The sequence below is a fragment of the Pseudomonas agarici genome, from assembly GCF_900109755.1.
GTDB classification, from domain to species: Bacteria; Pseudomonadota; Gammaproteobacteria; order Pseudomonadales; family Pseudomonadaceae; genus Aquipseudomonas; species Aquipseudomonas agarici.
This window is the reverse complement of record NZ_FOAR01000005.1, coordinates 208648-224111: the sequence shown is the minus strand read 5'-3', so window position 1 is coordinate 224111 and position 15464 is coordinate 208648. Positions and strand designations below refer to the sequence as shown.

Annotated in this window: 15 protein-coding genes; 11 read left to right on the top strand and 4 right to left on the bottom strand. The window is 59.0% G+C overall.

Annotation, left to right across the window (positions count from 1 at the left end; all coding sequences use genetic code 11):
* Positions 1-77: 77 nt before the first annotated feature.
* The 5 genes from BMX68_RS07085 to BMX68_RS07065 all read left to right on the top strand — a co-directional run bounded on the left by BMX68_RS07085 (position 78) and on the right by BMX68_RS07065 (position 5104).
* Positions 78-482: a TraR/DksA family transcriptional regulator gene (locus BMX68_RS07085; RefSeq protein ID WP_017133899.1), complete on the top strand. Its 405-nt coding sequence runs from the start codon at positions 78-80 to the stop codon at positions 480-482.
* Between the two features lie 182 nt (positions 483-664).
* Positions 665-2296 carry a methyl-accepting chemotaxis protein gene (locus BMX68_RS07080; RefSeq protein WP_428829782.1) on the top strand — a complete coding sequence of 544 codons (1632 nt, stop codon included), beginning with the start codon at positions 665-667 and terminating at the stop codon, positions 2294-2296.
* A gap of 97 nt (positions 2297-2393) precedes the next feature.
* On the top strand, positions 2394-2606 hold the full coding sequence (locus tag BMX68_RS07075; RefSeq protein WP_017133897.1) for a hypothetical protein: 213 nt from the start codon (positions 2394-2396) through the stop codon (positions 2604-2606).
* Between the two features lie 731 nt (positions 2607-3337).
* Complete coding sequence (locus tag BMX68_RS07070; protein WP_017133896.1) at positions 3338-3805, top strand: hypothetical protein; 468 nt, start codon at positions 3338-3340, stop codon at positions 3803-3805.
* Between the two features lie 279 nt (positions 3806-4084).
* Positions 4085-5104 carry an ABC transporter substrate-binding protein gene (locus BMX68_RS07065; RefSeq protein WP_017133895.1) on the top strand — a complete coding sequence of 340 codons (1020 nt, stop codon included), beginning with the start codon at positions 4085-4087 and terminating at the stop codon, positions 5102-5104.
* Between the two features lie 179 nt (positions 5105-5283).
* Here the strand turns inward: BMX68_RS07065 and BMX68_RS07060 are convergent, their stop codons facing one another.
* The 4 genes from BMX68_RS07060 to BMX68_RS07045 form a co-directional block, all read right to left on the bottom strand.
* Positions 5284-6051, bottom strand: a complete 768-nt coding sequence (locus BMX68_RS07060) for an SDR family oxidoreductase (protein ID WP_017133894.1) — start codon at positions 6049-6051, stop codon at positions 5284-5286.
* A gap of 26 nt (positions 6052-6077) precedes the next feature.
* Positions 6078-7145 carry a phosphotransferase family protein gene (locus BMX68_RS07055; protein ID WP_074861979.1) on the bottom strand — a complete coding sequence of 356 codons (1068 nt, stop codon included), beginning with the start codon at positions 7143-7145 and terminating at the stop codon, positions 6078-6080.
* 170 nt (positions 7146-7315) lie between these two features.
* The gene (locus BMX68_RS07050; RefSeq protein ID WP_017133893.1) at positions 7316-8215 is read right to left on the bottom strand and encodes a proline iminopeptidase-family hydrolase; all 900 of its coding nucleotides are present in this window, start codon (positions 8213-8215) and stop codon (positions 7316-7318) included.
* 90 nt (positions 8216-8305) lie between these two features.
* A complete protein-coding gene (locus BMX68_RS07045) occupies positions 8306-9070 on the bottom strand; it encodes a LuxR family transcriptional regulator (RefSeq protein WP_017133892.1) in 765 nt (254 codons plus the stop codon).
* A 170-nt stretch (positions 9071-9240) separates the two neighbouring features.
* Here BMX68_RS07045 and BMX68_RS07040 point away from each other — a divergent pair, with 170 nt between their 5' ends.
* From BMX68_RS07040 to BMX68_RS07015, 6 genes are read left to right on the top strand one after another with little or no spacing between them, the layout of a single operon-like run.
* On the top strand, positions 9241-10134 hold the full coding sequence (locus BMX68_RS07040) for a proline iminopeptidase-family hydrolase (protein ID WP_017133891.1): 894 nt from the start codon (positions 9241-9243) through the stop codon (positions 10132-10134).
* Positions 10131-11078, top strand: a complete 948-nt coding sequence (locus tag BMX68_RS07035; protein WP_017133890.1) for an ABC transporter permease — start codon at positions 10131-10133, stop codon at positions 11076-11078. Before BMX68_RS07040 ends, BMX68_RS07035 begins: the two co-directional genes overlap by 4 nt.
* Positions 11075-11932: an ABC transporter permease gene (locus BMX68_RS07030; RefSeq protein ID WP_017133889.1), complete on the top strand. Its 858-nt coding sequence runs from the start codon at positions 11075-11077 to the stop codon at positions 11930-11932. The genes BMX68_RS07035 and BMX68_RS07030 overlap by 4 nt, the downstream gene beginning before the upstream one ends.
* On the top strand, positions 11929-12915 hold the full coding sequence (locus BMX68_RS07025; protein WP_060782403.1) for an ABC transporter ATP-binding protein: 987 nt from the start codon (positions 11929-11931) through the stop codon (positions 12913-12915). Before BMX68_RS07030 ends, BMX68_RS07025 begins: the two co-directional genes overlap by 4 nt.
* Entirely contained in the window at positions 12912-13925 is a 1014-nt protein-coding gene (locus tag BMX68_RS07020; RefSeq protein ID WP_017133887.1) for an ABC transporter ATP-binding protein, read from the top strand. Before BMX68_RS07025 ends, BMX68_RS07020 begins: the two co-directional genes overlap by 4 nt.
* Positions 13922-15457: an ABC transporter substrate-binding protein gene (locus tag BMX68_RS07015; protein ID WP_026013395.1), complete on the top strand. Its 1536-nt coding sequence runs from the start codon at positions 13922-13924 to the stop codon at positions 15455-15457. The genes BMX68_RS07020 and BMX68_RS07015 overlap by 4 nt, the downstream gene beginning before the upstream one ends.
* The last annotated feature ends 7 nt before the right edge of the window (positions 15458-15464 follow it).

The following is a 15464-nucleotide window of genomic DNA, read 5'->3' as shown; positions in this document are numbered from 1 at the left end:
CCTTTCTGTGCATCCCCTCAGGTGCTCAGGACGCTCCCTAATTCGCCTTAATGCACGTATTTTCTATAGAGAAGTCAATGACAAAGGAAAAGTTGCTGGCCATGCCGGCGGACGACTACATGAACGCCGAGCAACTGGCTTTCTTCACCGAGCTGCTGCAGGCAATGAAAGTCGAAACCCACGCGCGTATCGAGCAGAACCGTATTGCTATCGAAAGCCTCGATACCCCGGCAGACCCGGCCGACGCCGCATCCGTTGAAGAAGAGCGCACCTGGCTGGTGAATGCGATTGACCGCGACCAGCGCATGCTGCCACAGCTGGAACAGGCTCTGGATCGCATTCGTGAAGATTCCTTCGGCTGGTGTGACGACAGTGGCGATCCGATTGGCCTCAAGCGCCTGTTGATCAGCCCGACCACCAAGTACTGCATCGAAGCTCAAGAGCGCCACGAGCAGATCGATAAGCATCAGCGTCAGGCCTGATTCAGCTTTCGTGGCGATCAGGCCAGCCTGCTCGCCACCTGTTGAACTCACTCTCCCAAGACCTCGCCACATCCTTTTTCTGCTTTCAGATTCCGCGCTTGCGATTACCACTAATGGAGCATGGCTAATGGCCTTGTAGTGGCGTTTAATGCAAGAAAATAACTAGAAACTGAAAGTAGGTAATGCACATGTCTGGAGAAGGAATTCTGTCTGAGGCCCTGACGCAATCGCCAGTGCAGTCGAAGTCCAGCTCGCATTGGTGGGGAGTGTTGATACAAAGTGTCGGGCTGACGTTGCTGTTGGCAGCCATGGCCTATGCCGACTGGCCATTGGTCGCCTGCCTGCCACTAGCGCTGCTGCTGGTCTGGCTGCCGCACTTGAAGTCGCGCCAGGTAGCGGTTGCCGTTGTCCCCGGCAACAGCGCCTTGGGCGAGCTGACTCGTGATTTGTCCTATGTGACCAGCCATAATGCGTTGTCCGCCGCCGGCGTGGCCTTTTCGGTCAAGCAATTGGCCGGCAAGCTGCAGTCGCAACTCGGCGCCGCGGCGCAGATCGTCAGCAGCGCCGAAATGATGCTCGACACCGAACAAGCCACGTCGCTACTGAGCCAGCAAGCGCTCGTTTGCGCCAGCGAAGCACGCCGGAGCGGTGCCGAAGGGCATGCGCTGCTGTCGGAGTCGATCACGCGCATGCATCAACTCAGCCAGCGTGCCGGCGCCAGCCGGGAGCTGATCGAAGCCCTGAGCCTGCGTAGCGAGGAGATCCAGCGGGTGACTTTGGTGATCCAGGCGATTGCCAGCCAGACCAACCTGCTGGCACTCAATGCCGCCATCGAGGCTGCGCGCGCCGGGGAGCATGGCCGCGGTTTTGCCGTAGTCGCCGATGAAGTCCGTGGGTTGGCCGGTCGCACAGCGACCGCCACCGATGAGGTTGGGGTGATGGTCGCTGATATCCAGCAACGCACTGCCCAGGTGGTGGAGCAGATCCAGCAATTGTCCATGGATCTCAACAACGGTGTCGAACAGGTCGAACATACCGGTGCGTATCTGGAAAATATTGCCCGCCTGGCTGCTGGAGTCGAAAGTCAGGTCAGTGAAATTGCTCGGGGCGCGCACAATAACCGTGAACAGTTGGGTAGCCTGTTTGTTGCGGTAGAGCAGATGCGCAGCGACCTGGCGGCGAGCGACCAACAGACCCGTGGCCTGGCCGAAGCCGCCGTACAAATGGAAGGGCAGGCGGAAACCATCAGCGAGCGCCTGGCTGAGATTGGTCTGGACGACTATCACCAGCGTATCTACGACCTGGCTCGTGAAGGCGCCGAGCAGATCGCCGCACGCTTCGAGGCGGATATCGAACAGAGTCGGATCAGCCTCGACGACCTGTTCGACCGTAATTACCTGGCGATCGCCAACACCTCGCCGGCGAAGTTCCAGACCCGCTTCGATCGTTACACCGACCAGGTGTTGCCGACGATTCAGGAACCGCTGTTGAGCCGACATGAGGGGCTGGTATTTGCCATTGCCTGCACCCCCCAGGGGTATGTGCCAACCCATAACCAGGCATTTTCCCAGCCCTTGACCGGCGATGTAGCGAAAGACACCCTGCAGAACCGGACCAAGCGCAAGTTCGATGACCGCACCGGCGTTCGCTGTGGCAGTCACCGGCAACCGCTGCTCTTGCAGACCTATACCCGCGATACCGGTGAGCTGATGCATGATCTGTCAGTACCGATCATGGTCAAGGGCCAGCATTGGGGCGGCCTGCGCCTGGGCTACAAACCGGAAAATGCGCCCCACGCCGCCCGCAAGCGTTGATCGTTATCATCGATGCAAAGGGCTATCGCGCCCATAGCTTTTTCCCGTCGGTATTGGTCATCTATGATGAGCCACCAGCTATGACGGGAGATCCTTTATGCACAGCAAGATCGATGTGGTGGTGATGATCGGCAGCGGCGTTCCGGCCATGCTGCAGTCGTCTGGACAACGGGTATGTTGGGTTGTGTTGGTGAATGGAGAGCGCCGTGGCACGGCCTTTTCCACTCGGCTCGAAGCGCAAGAATGCCGGGAGGCGTGGTTGGCGCAACTGCATGGGCTTGAAGCGCCGGGCGTGTTCAGCGCCGCCTAGTGGCCTGTGTGACTAGTTCTGTTAGTCAATTTAGGAGGCGACCAACCGCTGATCGGCGTTGCTGCTCCCCCCATAGCGAGCTATGATTCGTCACGGCGTCTTGGGTGTGGGCTTGTGGCTTCCGAACCTGAGCTAAGGTAACCGTGCAGACTATTAGCGGTGCTGACATGGACTCGGAGTGCTTGCAGCTTGCAGCTTGCAGCGTGGGCTGATGCTGACTATCGCCGGAAAGTTTTTTCCGTCATGGCGTACAACGGCGGTGCAGGGACTGGCAGCAGAAAATTTCTTCCTGGCGCCTGTCCGGCCAGAGGTCAAGCCGATACCAATCGCTGCTTTTTTGTCTTGTTTGATATCCATTGTCAGTAGTTTGAATAGCCGCAACAGGTCGACGTGTTCTAGAATCAACCGGTGCTTTGAGGTTTGGTTCATTCGGGGCATTATTTTACTTGTACGTCGGAAACTATTTTTTTCAGGAAAGGGATTCCCGTAACTTCTCTGCCTCACTTTCTGGAGTCAGCAATACGCGGCGTTTTCCTTCACGCTCTGGTGATTGTTCGCAGAAGTAATAGGGTTTTGGATCCTTTAGTCTTCCTGTGTTCCCCGGCGGTCTGCGCAAGGCCGATTTGCAGTCATCAGGGTTTCCAGTGAGTCACCGTCGGCAGTCGCCGAATGTCCTGTGCCGCCCGACCTCTGGCGGGGCGGTTTCATTCTTTGGGTTTGAGGGTTTTTCGTTGGCAGTCAGCAATCTCGATATGCACGCGTTATTTGTACTGGGCGATCTGCGGGCCAAACTGGTCAAGCAGTTTCAATCACGTTTTGTCTACATCACCGAACAAACCGCTGAAGGTATCTATATCGCCGAAATAGACACCGAAACGGCGTTGGTCGTCGATGACAAGCCACGTCTTGAACTGAAAGTCGGCGATCACTTCCGGGCAGCGGTATTGCCCAGCCGCGAAGGCGGAAAGTTCGATATCAAGTTTCGTGACATCAAGCAGACGGTCTATGGCTTGGGCGACTACGCCTATGTGACCACGGAGCTGGGGCATGGGATCCTGTTCAAGGAAGGTCACACCATTATCATGGCCTTCGCCGCCAACGAACAATTATGCGAAGGTCTGACCAAGACGCTCAAGGATGTGACCAAAAAGGCCGCCAAGTGGCGCAAAGGCGAGTTGATTTTCAAAGCCAGTGAGTAGTGAGCGTCGGCAGGGCCGAATTTCACCCGCGATATCTCTACCAGACACACCGATGCTCGGTGCCTGTGGGTGCGCAAGGTCGAGTTGCATTAGAGGGGGTATGCCATGACGCTGGCGACCTATGTCCGTAAGGTCGGGGAGAGTTGTCGCAGTTTCAGACACAGAGCATGGAATAAGTTGACGTACACCGCTCCCGAAATCTCTACTAAAGTCAGTTGATTGAGTTATCCAGAAACTTTCGACTTTCGTCGAAAGCTATCCAGCGACCGAGGTAGATCCATGAAAGTATTTCGCGCGCGGCTGGCCAGCGCCTTGGCTGTATTCTGCGTCACTATCGCGTCACTGTTGGCTCAGGCAGCGCCTGCGCCCGCACCGATTCATTTTGCCGACTTGAACTGGGAAAGCGGCAGCCTGATTACCGAGCTTTTGCGTTATATCGTCGAGCACGGCTACGAGTTGCCAACGGATATGTTGCCGGGTACTACCGTGACCCTGGAAACTGCCCTGGCCAAAAACGATATCCAGGTGATCGGCGAAGAGTGGGCTGGCCGCAGCCCGGTCTGGATCAAGGCCGAGGCGGCGGGCGAGGTGGTCGCGGTGGGCGATACCGTCAAGGGCGCCACCGAAGGCTGGTGGGTGCCGGAGTATGTGATCAAGGGCGATCCAAAGCGGGATATCAAACCCCTGGCGCCGGATCTGCGCAGTGTCGAGGACCTCAAACGGTACAAGGACGTGTTCAAGGACCCCGAGTCGCCTGACAAGGGGCGTTTCCTCAACAGCCCGATCGGCTGGACCTCCGAGATCGTCAATAAGCAGAAGCTCAAGGCTTATGGTTTGAGCGATAGCTACGTGAACTTTCGCAGCGGTTCCGGCGCGGCGCTGGATGCCGAGATCACCTCGTCAATTCGTCGTGGCAAGCCGATCCTGTTTTATTACTGGTCGCCGACGCCGTTGCTGGGCAAGTTCAAGCTGGTGCAGTTGCAGGAGCCAGCGTTTGATGCCGAGGCCTGGAAGACCCTGACCGATGCCGACAATCCCGATCCCCGGCCGACCCGGTCGCTGCCTTCGAAGTTGAGTATCGGTGTGTCCACGCCCTTCAAGGCGCAGCACCCGCAAGTGGTGGCATTCTTTGCCAAGGTCGATCTGCCGATCGATCTGTTGAACCAAGCGCTGGCGAAGATGGCTGACGAGCGTCAACCGCCTGCCCAGGTGGCCCGCGCGTTTCTCAAGGAGCATCCGCAGGTCTGGCAGGCCTGGGTGCCCAAAGACGTGGCGGACCGGCTCAGCGCCAGTCTGTAGGAACAGACCGGCACCGCGTTGCTAAAAAAGCGCGCCTTATGCAACCGCTCGCAGGTTGTCGGTGTCCCGGCCAGGCAGGGCTCCAACGGTGAGGCTTCTTAAGCGGACGGTATCGGTTTTGGGAGGCCGTTAACTCTGGCCTGCTCGCCTGCTTGTGCCTGGAGCAATTCGTACAAAGTCTAGGAAAGGAAGCCACCGTCGACATTCAACGCCACGCCAGTGGTGTAGCTCGATGCTTCGCTAGCCAGGTACAGCACGGCTCCGGCCATTTCGCTCGGCTCGGCTACACGCTTGAGCGGGATCTGTTGCAGCGCGGTCTGGAGGATTGCCTCGTTCTTGACCAGGGCCGAGGCGAATTGAGTGTCGGTCAAGCCTGGTAACAGGGCGTTGCAACGAATACCGAACGGCGCGCATTCCTTGGCGAAGACCTTGGTCATGTTAATCACTGCGGCCTTGGTCAGCGAATAGACACCCTGGAACACTCCAGGGGAAATACCGTTGATCGAAGCCACGTTGATGATGCTGCCAGTACCGTTGTCGCGCATTAGTTTGCCGGCTTCCACCGACATAAAGAAATAACCGCGGATATTCACCTCGACAGTCTTCTGGAACGCACCGAGGTCGGTGTCCAGTACATGGCAGAACTGCGGGTTGGTGGCGGCGTTGTTGACCAGGATGTCCAGGCGTCCGAATTGTTCACGCAGGGTGGCGAAAACCTGGGTGATCTGTTCCATATCGCCGATATGGCAGGCGATAGCGGTGGCTTGGCCACCTTCGGCGACGATCGCGTCGGCGACGCGCTGACAACCGTCGAGCTTGCGACTCGAGACAATCACCTGGGCGCCTTGCTGAGCCAGCAGCCGGGCAATGGCTTCACCGATGCCACGGCTGGCGCCTGAGACAAAGGCAATCTTGCCGTCGAGATCGAACAACTGAGTCTTGGACATGGTTTTTCCCTTGTTTGTGGTCGCGGTCAGAGATTGGACTTATGCAGGACTTGCAGGCTCATCTGCTCCAGCAGCTTGTTCATGTGAATGAACGGCTCAAAGCGTTTGTCCTGAGTCTGACCGTGGAAGAAGCGGTAGTAGATCTGCTGCACGATACCGGCTAAGCGAAACAGGCCATAAGTGTAGTAAAAGTCGAAGTTGTCGATCGACTGGCCCGAACGCTCGGCGTAGTAGTCGACGACCTGACGGCGGCTGAGCATGCCCGGCGCATGGCTAGGCTGGCGCCGCATCAGTTGCACCGCTGGCGGGTCGCCGGCCTCGATCCAGTAGGCGAGGGTATTGCCCAGGTCCATTAGCGGGTTGCCAAGGGTGGTCAGTTCCCAATCAAGCACGCCGATGATCTGCATCGGATTTTGCGGGTCGAGGATGACATTGTCGAAACGATAGTCGTTGTGGACGATGCTTGATGTCGGATGGTCGGCGGGCATCTTGTCATTCAGCCAGGCCTTGACCGTTTCCCACTTCGGGGCGTCCGGGGTCAGGGCTTGTTCATAACGCTCGCTCCAACCGCGAATCTGCCGCGCGACATAGCCTTCGGGCTTGCCCAGCTCGCCCAGGCCACAAGCGTTGTAATCGACGCGGTGCAGTTCGACCAGGCGCTCGATAAAGCTCTTGCACAGCGTCTCGGTTTGGGCGGCATCGAGGCCAAGCTCCGGTGGCAGGTCGGAGCGCAGGATAATGCCCTTGACCCGCTCCATCACATAGAACTGCGCGCCGATCAGGCTTTCGTCGCTGCAATGCGCATAGGCCTTCGGGCAATACGGGAAGCCGTCCTTGAGCCGATTGAGGATGCGGAATTCGCGCCCCATGTCGTGAGCTGACTTGGCTTTGTGGCCGAACGGCGGGCGCCGAAGAACCAACTCCTGCTCGGGATATTGGATCAGGTAGGTCAGGTTCGACGCACCGCCGGGGAATTGACTGATCCGCGGCAGGCCGCTGAGACCTGGAATATGCGCCTTAAGGTATGGATCGATCAACTCGGCATCGAGTTCTTCGCCGGCCCGGGTGCTGGTGGACTGGTCAGTAAGCGCCATGCTTATCCCTTCTGCTTATTCTGAAGATCAGAGATTATTGGCTAATCTAATGCTCGCTCCGCAGAGGTACAAGCAGGACCCGGTCTTATAGGGGCGCGTGTTGCCGGGTAATCAGCGTGCCTGATGCGCTACCGCAAATCTTGTAGTGATGGTGGTGTCAGAGGAATGTATCAGAGGCTTTCGTCGAGGAATTGTACAACCGTGCCCATGCAAGCCTGGCGCTCTTCGACATGGGGCATATGGCTGGAGTCTTCGAATAGCGCCCAGCGTGCGCCGGCGATGTTCTCGACATAGGGCCGGACCACCGCTTCGGTGGCTTCATCGTGGCGACCGGAGATTACCAGCGTCGGTACCCTGATCCGATGCAGGCGGTCGATGATGGTCCAGTCCTTCAACGAACCGATGACGTGGAATTCGGTCGGGCCGCTCATGGCGTGATAGACGGTGGGATCCGCATCGATCTGGGCGAAGGTGCGGGCCACTTCATTCGGCCATGGGGCGATACGGCAGACATGGCGATCATAGAATACCCGCGAGGCCTCGACGTATTCCGGATCGTTATAGGTGCCGGCTTGCTCGTGCTTGAGCAGGGTCTGTTGGACGTTCTCCGGCAACAGCTCGCGCAAGCGATTGGCCTCGCTGACCCAGGTGCGCATGCACGAGGGCGAGTTGGCGAGGATGATCGCCTTGAGCCCTGCCGGCTGGCGCACCGCATGCTCGCTGGCGAGCATGCCACCCCAGGACTGGCCGAGCAGCACGTAGTGCTGGCGAATGCCCAAGTGATCGAGCAGATTGTCCAGTTCGTCGAGAAACAGTTGGACGGTCCAGAAGGACGAGTCCTGAAGAGGCAAGTGGGTCGATTTGCCATTACCTAGCTGGTCGTAATGCACCACTGCGTGACCGCTGGCGGCGATGTCCTTGAAGGCGTCGACATAGTCATGGGTACAGCCTGGGCCGCCATGGAGAATCACCAAGGGGGTACGACCGTTGGCCAGGTCGCCGGTGACACGGTACCAGGTTCGGTGCGAACCAAAGTCCGCAAAACCTTCGCGTATTTCATTGAATTCCATTTCTTCAGACTCCCTGAGTGCATGATTCAGGGCACGATAGCGAAACTTGTTCGGCGACATAACTAGGTGAATTGATAGGTTTTTGCCGGGTCAGCTGTCGAGCAACCGATAATGCGCCGCTCGCAATACCGCCTGTACGCGGTTTTTTGCCCCTAGCTTGTGCATGGCGGACGTCAAGTGCAGGGTCACGGTGGCCAACGACCGATGCAGGTGTTCGGCTATTTCCTTGGCGGTCAACCCCTCGGCAGCCCATTGCAGGCACTCGCGTTCACGCCGGGTCAGGCGAATAAGTGGATATACGCGCATTTCCGGGCTGAATAAAGGGTAGGCGACTTCCTGTAACGCATGGGAAATAACGCTGAAGTCTGTAAGAGTTTGTCGTGCATCCTTTAGGACATATTTACCGTTGCCTGTACGCAAGCCCGTCAAGGAGGCAAAGCCACCCTTGGGCAGATGGATCGGCACGCTGACACCGCAGGTCATTTGCCGGTCCTGCAGGTAGCTGGTCACAGGCGAATGGCGCTGCTCAATGACCTTTTGCAGGGCGGTTTCAGCCTTGGGCTGATAGGACCAGACAAAGGGCGAAACAGTGTTCAGTGCCAGCTGCTGCACAGGATCTATCTGGTAGAAACCCTGTTCGCACCAGAGCGAGTGCCAGTCCGAGGGGGTGTTACGGACCTGAAGCACTGACGGGGTAATCATACTGCCGTCGTGGTCCAGCGGCACCGGCGTATAGTCGTATACCAGGGCATCGAATCCCAGGTGACCTGCGAGGACCAGTGCGTTATCCATCAGTTCATCCATGTTGTTGCCGGATAAGCGACGGGTATCGACCTCAGAGAATTTGACCTGCATCCTTTCCTCTCCTGAATAAATTTCAATCCTGAAATCAGGCAAGTAGAATGCCACGTCTGGACGAGGGACAGCCAGATCAAACCTATAAGAATTGCTAGCTTATGGGCTAGGAAATTCCCCGCTAGGGTGAAGCCGACAGGCTACATAAAGCCAGCAACAGGGAGAGCGTCATGTGGTACGAACTGGAACCGGATCAGCGTTACACCCTAGAAGTCGATGGCCACAGTGTCGTGGTTTATAGCTACGGGAGTGGCGATGAGGTGCTGTTGTGTCTCAACGGCGGTCCGGGCTTGCCATGCGACTACCTGCGCGATGCCCATGGCTGGCTGAAGGAAAAGAACCTGCGGGTAGTGGCGTTCGACCAATTGGGCACCGGCGCGTCCGATCGCCCCACCGACCCGGCATTGTGGGATATCAGCCGGTACGTCGCCGAAGTCGAGCAGGTACGTCAGACCCTGGAGCTGGGCCGGGTGCATCTGCTTGGGCATTCCTGGGGCGGCTGGCTGGCGATCGAATATGCGATCCATCATTCGGCGCACCTCAAGACCCTGGTACTGGAAAATACCGTCGGCGATATCCCGCACTTGACCCAGGAGTTGCAGCGCCTGCGTGCGGCCCTAGGCAGCGAAACCGTGGCGATGATGCAGCGCCATGAGGCCATGGGCACCCTGGATCACCCGCAATATCAGGCGGCGATCACTTTGCTCAACTACCGGCATGTGTGCCGCCTCGATGAATGGCCGGCACCGGTCAAGCGTTCGCTGAATGACTGGAACATGGGACCCTACGAGGCCATGCAGGGCCCCAATGAATTCCTCTATGTCGGCAATCTGAAGGACTGGAACCGCATCGAGCAGATGGCCGATTTCGAGATGCCGGTGCTGATCACCACCGGTCAGCATGATGAGCTGACTCCGGCTTGTGCCTATCGGATGAAGCGGGCGCTCAGGGATGTCGAGCTGCATGTGTTCCCCAACAGCAGCCATATGCCGTTCTACGAGGAGCCCCAAGCCTACTTTCCGGTCCTGCTCGACTTCCTGCAGCGTCATCGGGGCACTGCATGAACCTGCAGCGCTACCGCTTTATCCTGACCCGACCGTTGCAATTGCTGCCGGTGCTGTTCGGCATCAGCCTGGTGACCTTTGTCCTGATCCGTTCGATTCCCGGCGATCCGGCGCGAGCGTTGCTAGGATCGCGAACCACGCCAGAGGCGCTGGCGAATATCCGCGCCCAGTTCGGTCTCGATCAGCCGCTACCGATGCAGTATGTCTATTTCCTGAAGAACCTGCTGCAAGGCGACCTGGGGCAATCGATCCAGTATCGGGTCGATACCTTGAAGCTGATTGCCACGCGTATCGAGCCAACGCTGGTCCTGGTCCTGGGCAGTGTCTTGCTGGCCTTGCTGATCGCGATTCCGTTAGCGACCTTGGCGGCCCGGCACCAGGGCGGCTGGGTCGATAACCTGGTGCGGGTCTTCACCACCAGCGGCCTCGGAGTGCCGGCATTCTGGCTGGGAATCATGCTGATCCTGGTGTTTAGCGTGCAGTTGGGATGGTTTCCGGTGACCGGCTATGGCCGCACCTGGCTGGACAAGCTGCATCACTTGGTACTGCCATGCCTGACCATTGCCCTGGCCCTGTCCTCGGTGCTGATTCGCAACTTGCGAGCCAGCATGCTGGTGGAATTGCAGGCCGATCATGTCAGCGCCGCCCGGGCGCGGGGCTTGTCCGAGGCAGCCATCCTGCGCCGGCATGTGTTACCCAATTCACTGGTGCCCACGGTCAACCTGCTGGCGGTGAATATCGGCTGGCTGATCAGCAGCACAGTGGTGATCGAAAGCCTGTTTGCCATTCCAGGGATCGGTCAGTTGCTGGTACGCGGGATTTTCGGTCGTGATTACATGGTGGTACAGGGCGTGGCGATGGTCCTGGCGCTGGCGACGGTGGCGGTGAACTTTCTCGCCGATATCGCCACGGTGGCCATCGATCCACGGGTGAAGGTCCGATGAGTGGTGCCGAGGTGATGGTGGCGCGACGCAATGCTCTCAGTCTGCGTCTGCGCCACGGTCGACTGGCGATGTATCTTGGCTTGGTGATTCTGGGCGGCTGGCTGCTGCTGGCACTCTTGGCGCCGTGGATCGCGCCCTACGACCCGATCCTGCAAAACATCGAGGTGCGTTTGCTGGCGCCGAGCGCGGCTCATCCGTTCGGCACCGATCACTTTGGCAGGGACGTGCTATCGCGGGTTATTTGGGGCGCCCGGGTCGACCTGCAATTATCGGTGTTGGGCGTGATTTTCCCGTTCCTGATTGGCACCGTGGTGGGGGCCTTGTCCGGCTATATCGGCGGTCGTTTCGACACGCTGTGTATGCGTCTGATCGATATCGTCCTGGCCTTTCCGTTCCTGGTCCTGATGTTGGCGATCATGGCCATTCTCGGCCCTGGGCTGACCAGCTTCTATATCGCCATGGCTCTGGTGGGTTGGGTGTCCTATGCGCGGCTGATCCGCTCGCAGATCCTGATCCTCAAGGAAAGCGATTTCGCCCTGGCGGCGAAAAGCCTCGGCTTCGGTCATGGACGCATCCTGTTCCGTCACCTGCTGCCCAATGCGCTGTTCGGTTCGGTGGTGTTCGCCATGTCCGATGCGGTGCTGGTGCTGCTCAATGGCGCGGCGGTGAGTTATCTCGGGCTAGGCGTCCAGCCGCCGACAGCGGAGTGGGGCACCATGGTTGCCGAAGGGCAGAGCCTGATTACCAGTGCCTGGTGGATCTGCACCTTTCCTGGTATCGCCATCGTGACCCTGGCCATGGGTTTTAGCCTGCTGGCCGACGGTGTCGCCGATGCCATGGGAGCGCGCACATGAGTTCGCCGGTGCTGCAAGTCCAGGACCTGAGTGTATTGGCCCACAACGGCCCAACCCCACTGACCCTGGTCGATCGCCTGTCCTTCGATCTGGCGCAGGGCGAGATCCTCGGCCTGGTGGGTGAAAGCGGTTCGGGCAAGACTCTGGCCTGTCGAGCGCTGATGCGCTTGCTGCCGTCTGCCGGACTGAGTGTCGAGGGTACCGCCGTGCGGCTGGCCGGGCAGAACCTGCTGACGCTGGACGAGGCCGGCATGCGCAGGATGCGCGGACGACAGATCGGCATGATATTCCAGAATCCCAGCAGTCACCTCGACCCGCTGATGCGCATCGGCGAGCAGATCGCTGAAGGTATCCGTCAGCACCAGCAATGCACACGCCGTGAGGCTCGCGTGCAAGCTATCGAGGTACTGCGTCAGGTGGGAATTTCCGATCCCCAGCGCCGCATCGACAACTATCCCCACGAGTTTTCCGGTGGCATGCGCCAGCGGGCGATGATTGCGGTGGCCCTGGGCTGCGAGCCCAAGGTGTTGATCGCCGATGAGCCGACTACCGCCCTCGACGTGACGGTACAGGCGCAGATTCTGCGCTTGTTGCTCGATCTGCGGGATCAACGCGGGCTGTCGCTGATTATGATTACCCATGACCTGGGCGTGGTGGCCCAGACCTGCGACTCGATTGCCGTGATGTATGCCGGTCGCCTGTGCGAGCACGGCAGCAAGCGCGATCTGCTGGCGCGACCGGGCCATCCCTACACTGCCGGGCTGGTGGCGTGCCAGCCGGCCGATGGCGCGGGCCAGGAGCCGTTGCTCACTATCGGCGGCCAGCCTCCCTTGCTCAGTGACCTGCCGACAGGCTGTCGTTTTAATCCGCGTTGTCAGCACCTGGGGTCTCATTGCAGTGACACCTTGCCGGACCTGCGGATAATCGAACATGGGCAGCGGGTGGCCTGTCATTACCCCCTGGCGTTGGGAGGTCGGCCATGAACCTGCTTGAAGTCAAGGATTTGCACGTGCGCTTTGCCGCCCAAGGCGGCGGTTTGCTGGGGATGAGCCGCCAGTGGGTGAGGGCAGTCAACGAGGTTTCCCTGACTCTGGGCGCGGGGCAAACCCTGGGATTGGTCGGCGAATCGGGCAGCGGTAAAAGCAGCTTTGGCCGCGCCATCTTGCGACTCAACGATATCGCCGCCGGCCAGGTGTTGTTTGACGGGGTGGATGTCGCCCAGGGCCATGGGGTTGAGTTGGAGCGCCTGCGCCGCGAAACCGCGATGATCTTCCAGGATCCCTATGCCGCGCTCAATCCACGCCTGAGCATCGGCGAAACCATTGCCGAGGTGCTGCGGGTGCAACGCAAGGTGAGCGTTGAGAAGATTCCGGCACGGGTCGAGGAACTGCTGACCCTGGTCGGACTAAGGCCGGAACTGGCCGGGCGCAAGCCGGGCAGTCTCAGTGGTGGGCAATGCCAGCGAGTGGGCATTGCCCGAGCCCTGGCGGTGGAGCCACGATTGATCGTTGCCGACGAGTGCGTGGCGGCGCTCGATGTATCGATCCAAGGTCAGATCATCAATCTGTTGCTGGAGCTGCGGCAGCGCCTGAACCTGTCGATCCTGTTCATCGCCCATGACTTGGCCATCGTCCGGCGCCTATGCGACCGGGTCGCGGTGATGTACCTGGGGCAGATCGTCGAGGAAGGCAGCGTCGAGGCGGTCTTCACTGCGCCACGCCACCCCTATACGGCGGCGTTGATCAATTCGATCCCCAATATCGATCCGGATCGTCAACTGCCCACCGAACCCTTGCCCGGCGAGCCACCGAGTCCGTTGAACGTTCCGAGCGGCTGCGCCTTTCACCCGCGCTGTCGTCTCGCCCGGCCAGGTTGCGCCGAAGCGCCACCGCCGACCCATTACCTCGCGCATCAACGCTATAGCTGTGTGCTCGAGGAACCGCTGTTGCAAACACTCAACCTACCATCGACTAACAGGGAGTTATACGCATGAGATCCAGGCATTTGAAATTGTTGAGCGCCGCCGCCCTGGCGGTCTGCTCGTTGGCGGCAAGTGTGACGCAAGCCGCAGGCGTGCTGACCATTGGTTGCCGGGAAGACAGCACCACCTTCGACCCGATCAAGAGTGCGCAGAACCGCGATACCTGGGTGTTCGCCAACGTCTACGACACCCTGGTGCGCGTCGACAAGGCCGGCACCCAACTGGAGCCCGGACTGGCGCAAAGCTGGACGACCTCGCCCGATGGCTTGACCTACACCTTCAAGCTGCGCCCGGCGAAGTTCTCCGATGGCTCGGCGATCACCGCCAGCGATGCAGCGTTCAGCCTGTTACGCATCCGTGATAACAAGGCGTCGCTGTGGAGCGATTCCTACAAACTCATCGACAAAGCCGAGGCCAAGGACCCGCAAACCTTGGTAGTCACCCTCAAGACTCCTTCGGTGCCATTCGTCTCGCAACTGGCTTCACCGACCGCTTCGGTGCTGTCGCAAAAGGCCATCGAGAAGATGGGCGAGGATGCCTACGCCGAGACACCGGTGGTCTCCGGTGCCTTTACCGTCAAGGAATGGATTCGCGGCGATCGCGTGGTCCTGGAGAAGAACCCGGACTTCTGGCAGGCCGCCAGCGTCAGCCTCGATGGCGTGGAATGGATCTCCATCCCGGATGACAATACCCGCATGCTGAAGGTCCAGGCGGGGGAGTTGGACTCGGCGATCTTCGTGCCATTCTCGCGAGTGGATGCCTTGCAAAAAGACCAGAATCTGGTGGTCCATCTCGACCCTTCGACTCGCGAGGACCACCTGCTGATCAACCATGCCCATGGCGAATTGGCCAAACCGCAGGTGCGTGAGGCTCTGGACTATGCGATCGATAAGAAATCGCTGGTGGACACCGTGACCTTCGGCAAGGGAGTCGTGGCCTATTCCTATATTCCCAAGGGCGGTCAGTACCACTACGCGGACAATCTGCAACGCCGTTACGATCCGGAGAAAGCCAAGAAGCTGCTCAGCGAAGCCGGTGTGTCGAACCTGAAGCTCAACTATGTGGTCAATGCCGGTAACGAAGCGGACGAGCAGATCGCGGTGATGGTCCAGCAGCAACTGGCCAAGGTCGGCATCACAGCCAACCTGCAGAAAGTCGATCCGACGCAGAGCTGGCAGATGCTGATCGACGGGGCCTATGACTTGTCGGTGATGTACTGGACCAACGATATTCTCGATGCCGACCAGAAAACCACCTTCGTCCTTGGTCACGACACCAACAACAACTATATGACGGGCTATCGGAACGAGAAGGTCAAGGAACTGGTGGCGGCGGCCCGCATCGAAAGCGACCCGGTCAAGCGCAAGCAGATGTACATCGACCTGCAGAAGATGGCCAAAGCCGATGTCAACTGGATCGATTTGTATTACAGCCCGTACATCAACATCTCGCGCAACAACATCGAGAACTTCCAACAGAATCCACTGGGTCGTTTCTCGCTGGAAGAGACCGTGAAGAAAGATGACAAGGTAGCCAGCAACTGATCAGCGA

Excerpts from the sequence above, each read along its gene's own strand:
- BMX68_RS07085 (WP_017133899.1), top strand. The coding sequence starts at position 78 with ATGACAAAGGAAAAGTTGCTGGCCATGCCGGCGGACGACTACATGAAC.
- BMX68_RS07080 (WP_428829782.1), top strand. The coding sequence starts at position 665 with ATGCACATGTCTGGAGAAGGAATTCTGTCTGAGGCCCTGACGCAATCG.
- BMX68_RS07075 (WP_017133897.1), top strand. The coding sequence starts at position 2,394 with ATGCACAGCAAGATCGATGTGGTGGTGATGATCGGCAGCGGCGTTCCG.
- BMX68_RS07065 (WP_017133895.1), top strand. The coding sequence starts at position 4,085 with ATGAAAGTATTTCGCGCGCGGCTGGCCAGCGCCTTGGCTGTATTCTGC.
- BMX68_RS07060 (WP_017133894.1), bottom strand. The coding sequence starts at position 6,051 with ATGTCCAAGACTCAGTTGTTCGATCTCGACGGCAAGATTGCCTTTGTC.
- BMX68_RS07055 (WP_074861979.1), bottom strand. The coding sequence starts at position 7,145 with ATGGCGCTTACTGACCAGTCCACCAGCACCCGGGCCGGCGAAGAACTC.
- BMX68_RS07050 (WP_017133893.1), bottom strand. The coding sequence starts at position 8,215 with ATGGAATTCAATGAAATACGCGAAGGTTTTGCGGACTTTGGTTCGCAC.
- BMX68_RS07045 (WP_017133892.1), bottom strand. The coding sequence starts at position 9,070 with ATGCAGGTCAAATTCTCTGAGGTCGATACCCGTCGCTTATCCGGCAAC.
- BMX68_RS07040 (WP_017133891.1), top strand. The coding sequence starts at position 9,241 with ATGTGGTACGAACTGGAACCGGATCAGCGTTACACCCTAGAAGTCGAT.
- BMX68_RS07035 (WP_017133890.1), top strand. The coding sequence starts at position 10,131 with ATGAACCTGCAGCGCTACCGCTTTATCCTGACCCGACCGTTGCAATTG.
- BMX68_RS07030 (WP_017133889.1), top strand. The coding sequence starts at position 11,075 with ATGAGTGGTGCCGAGGTGATGGTGGCGCGACGCAATGCTCTCAGTCTG.
- BMX68_RS07025 (WP_060782403.1), top strand. The coding sequence starts at position 11,929 with ATGAGTTCGCCGGTGCTGCAAGTCCAGGACCTGAGTGTATTGGCCCAC.
- BMX68_RS07020 (WP_017133887.1), top strand. The coding sequence starts at position 12,912 with ATGAACCTGCTTGAAGTCAAGGATTTGCACGTGCGCTTTGCCGCCCAA.
- BMX68_RS07015 (WP_026013395.1), top strand. The coding sequence starts at position 13,922 with ATGAGATCCAGGCATTTGAAATTGTTGAGCGCCGCCGCCCTGGCGGTC.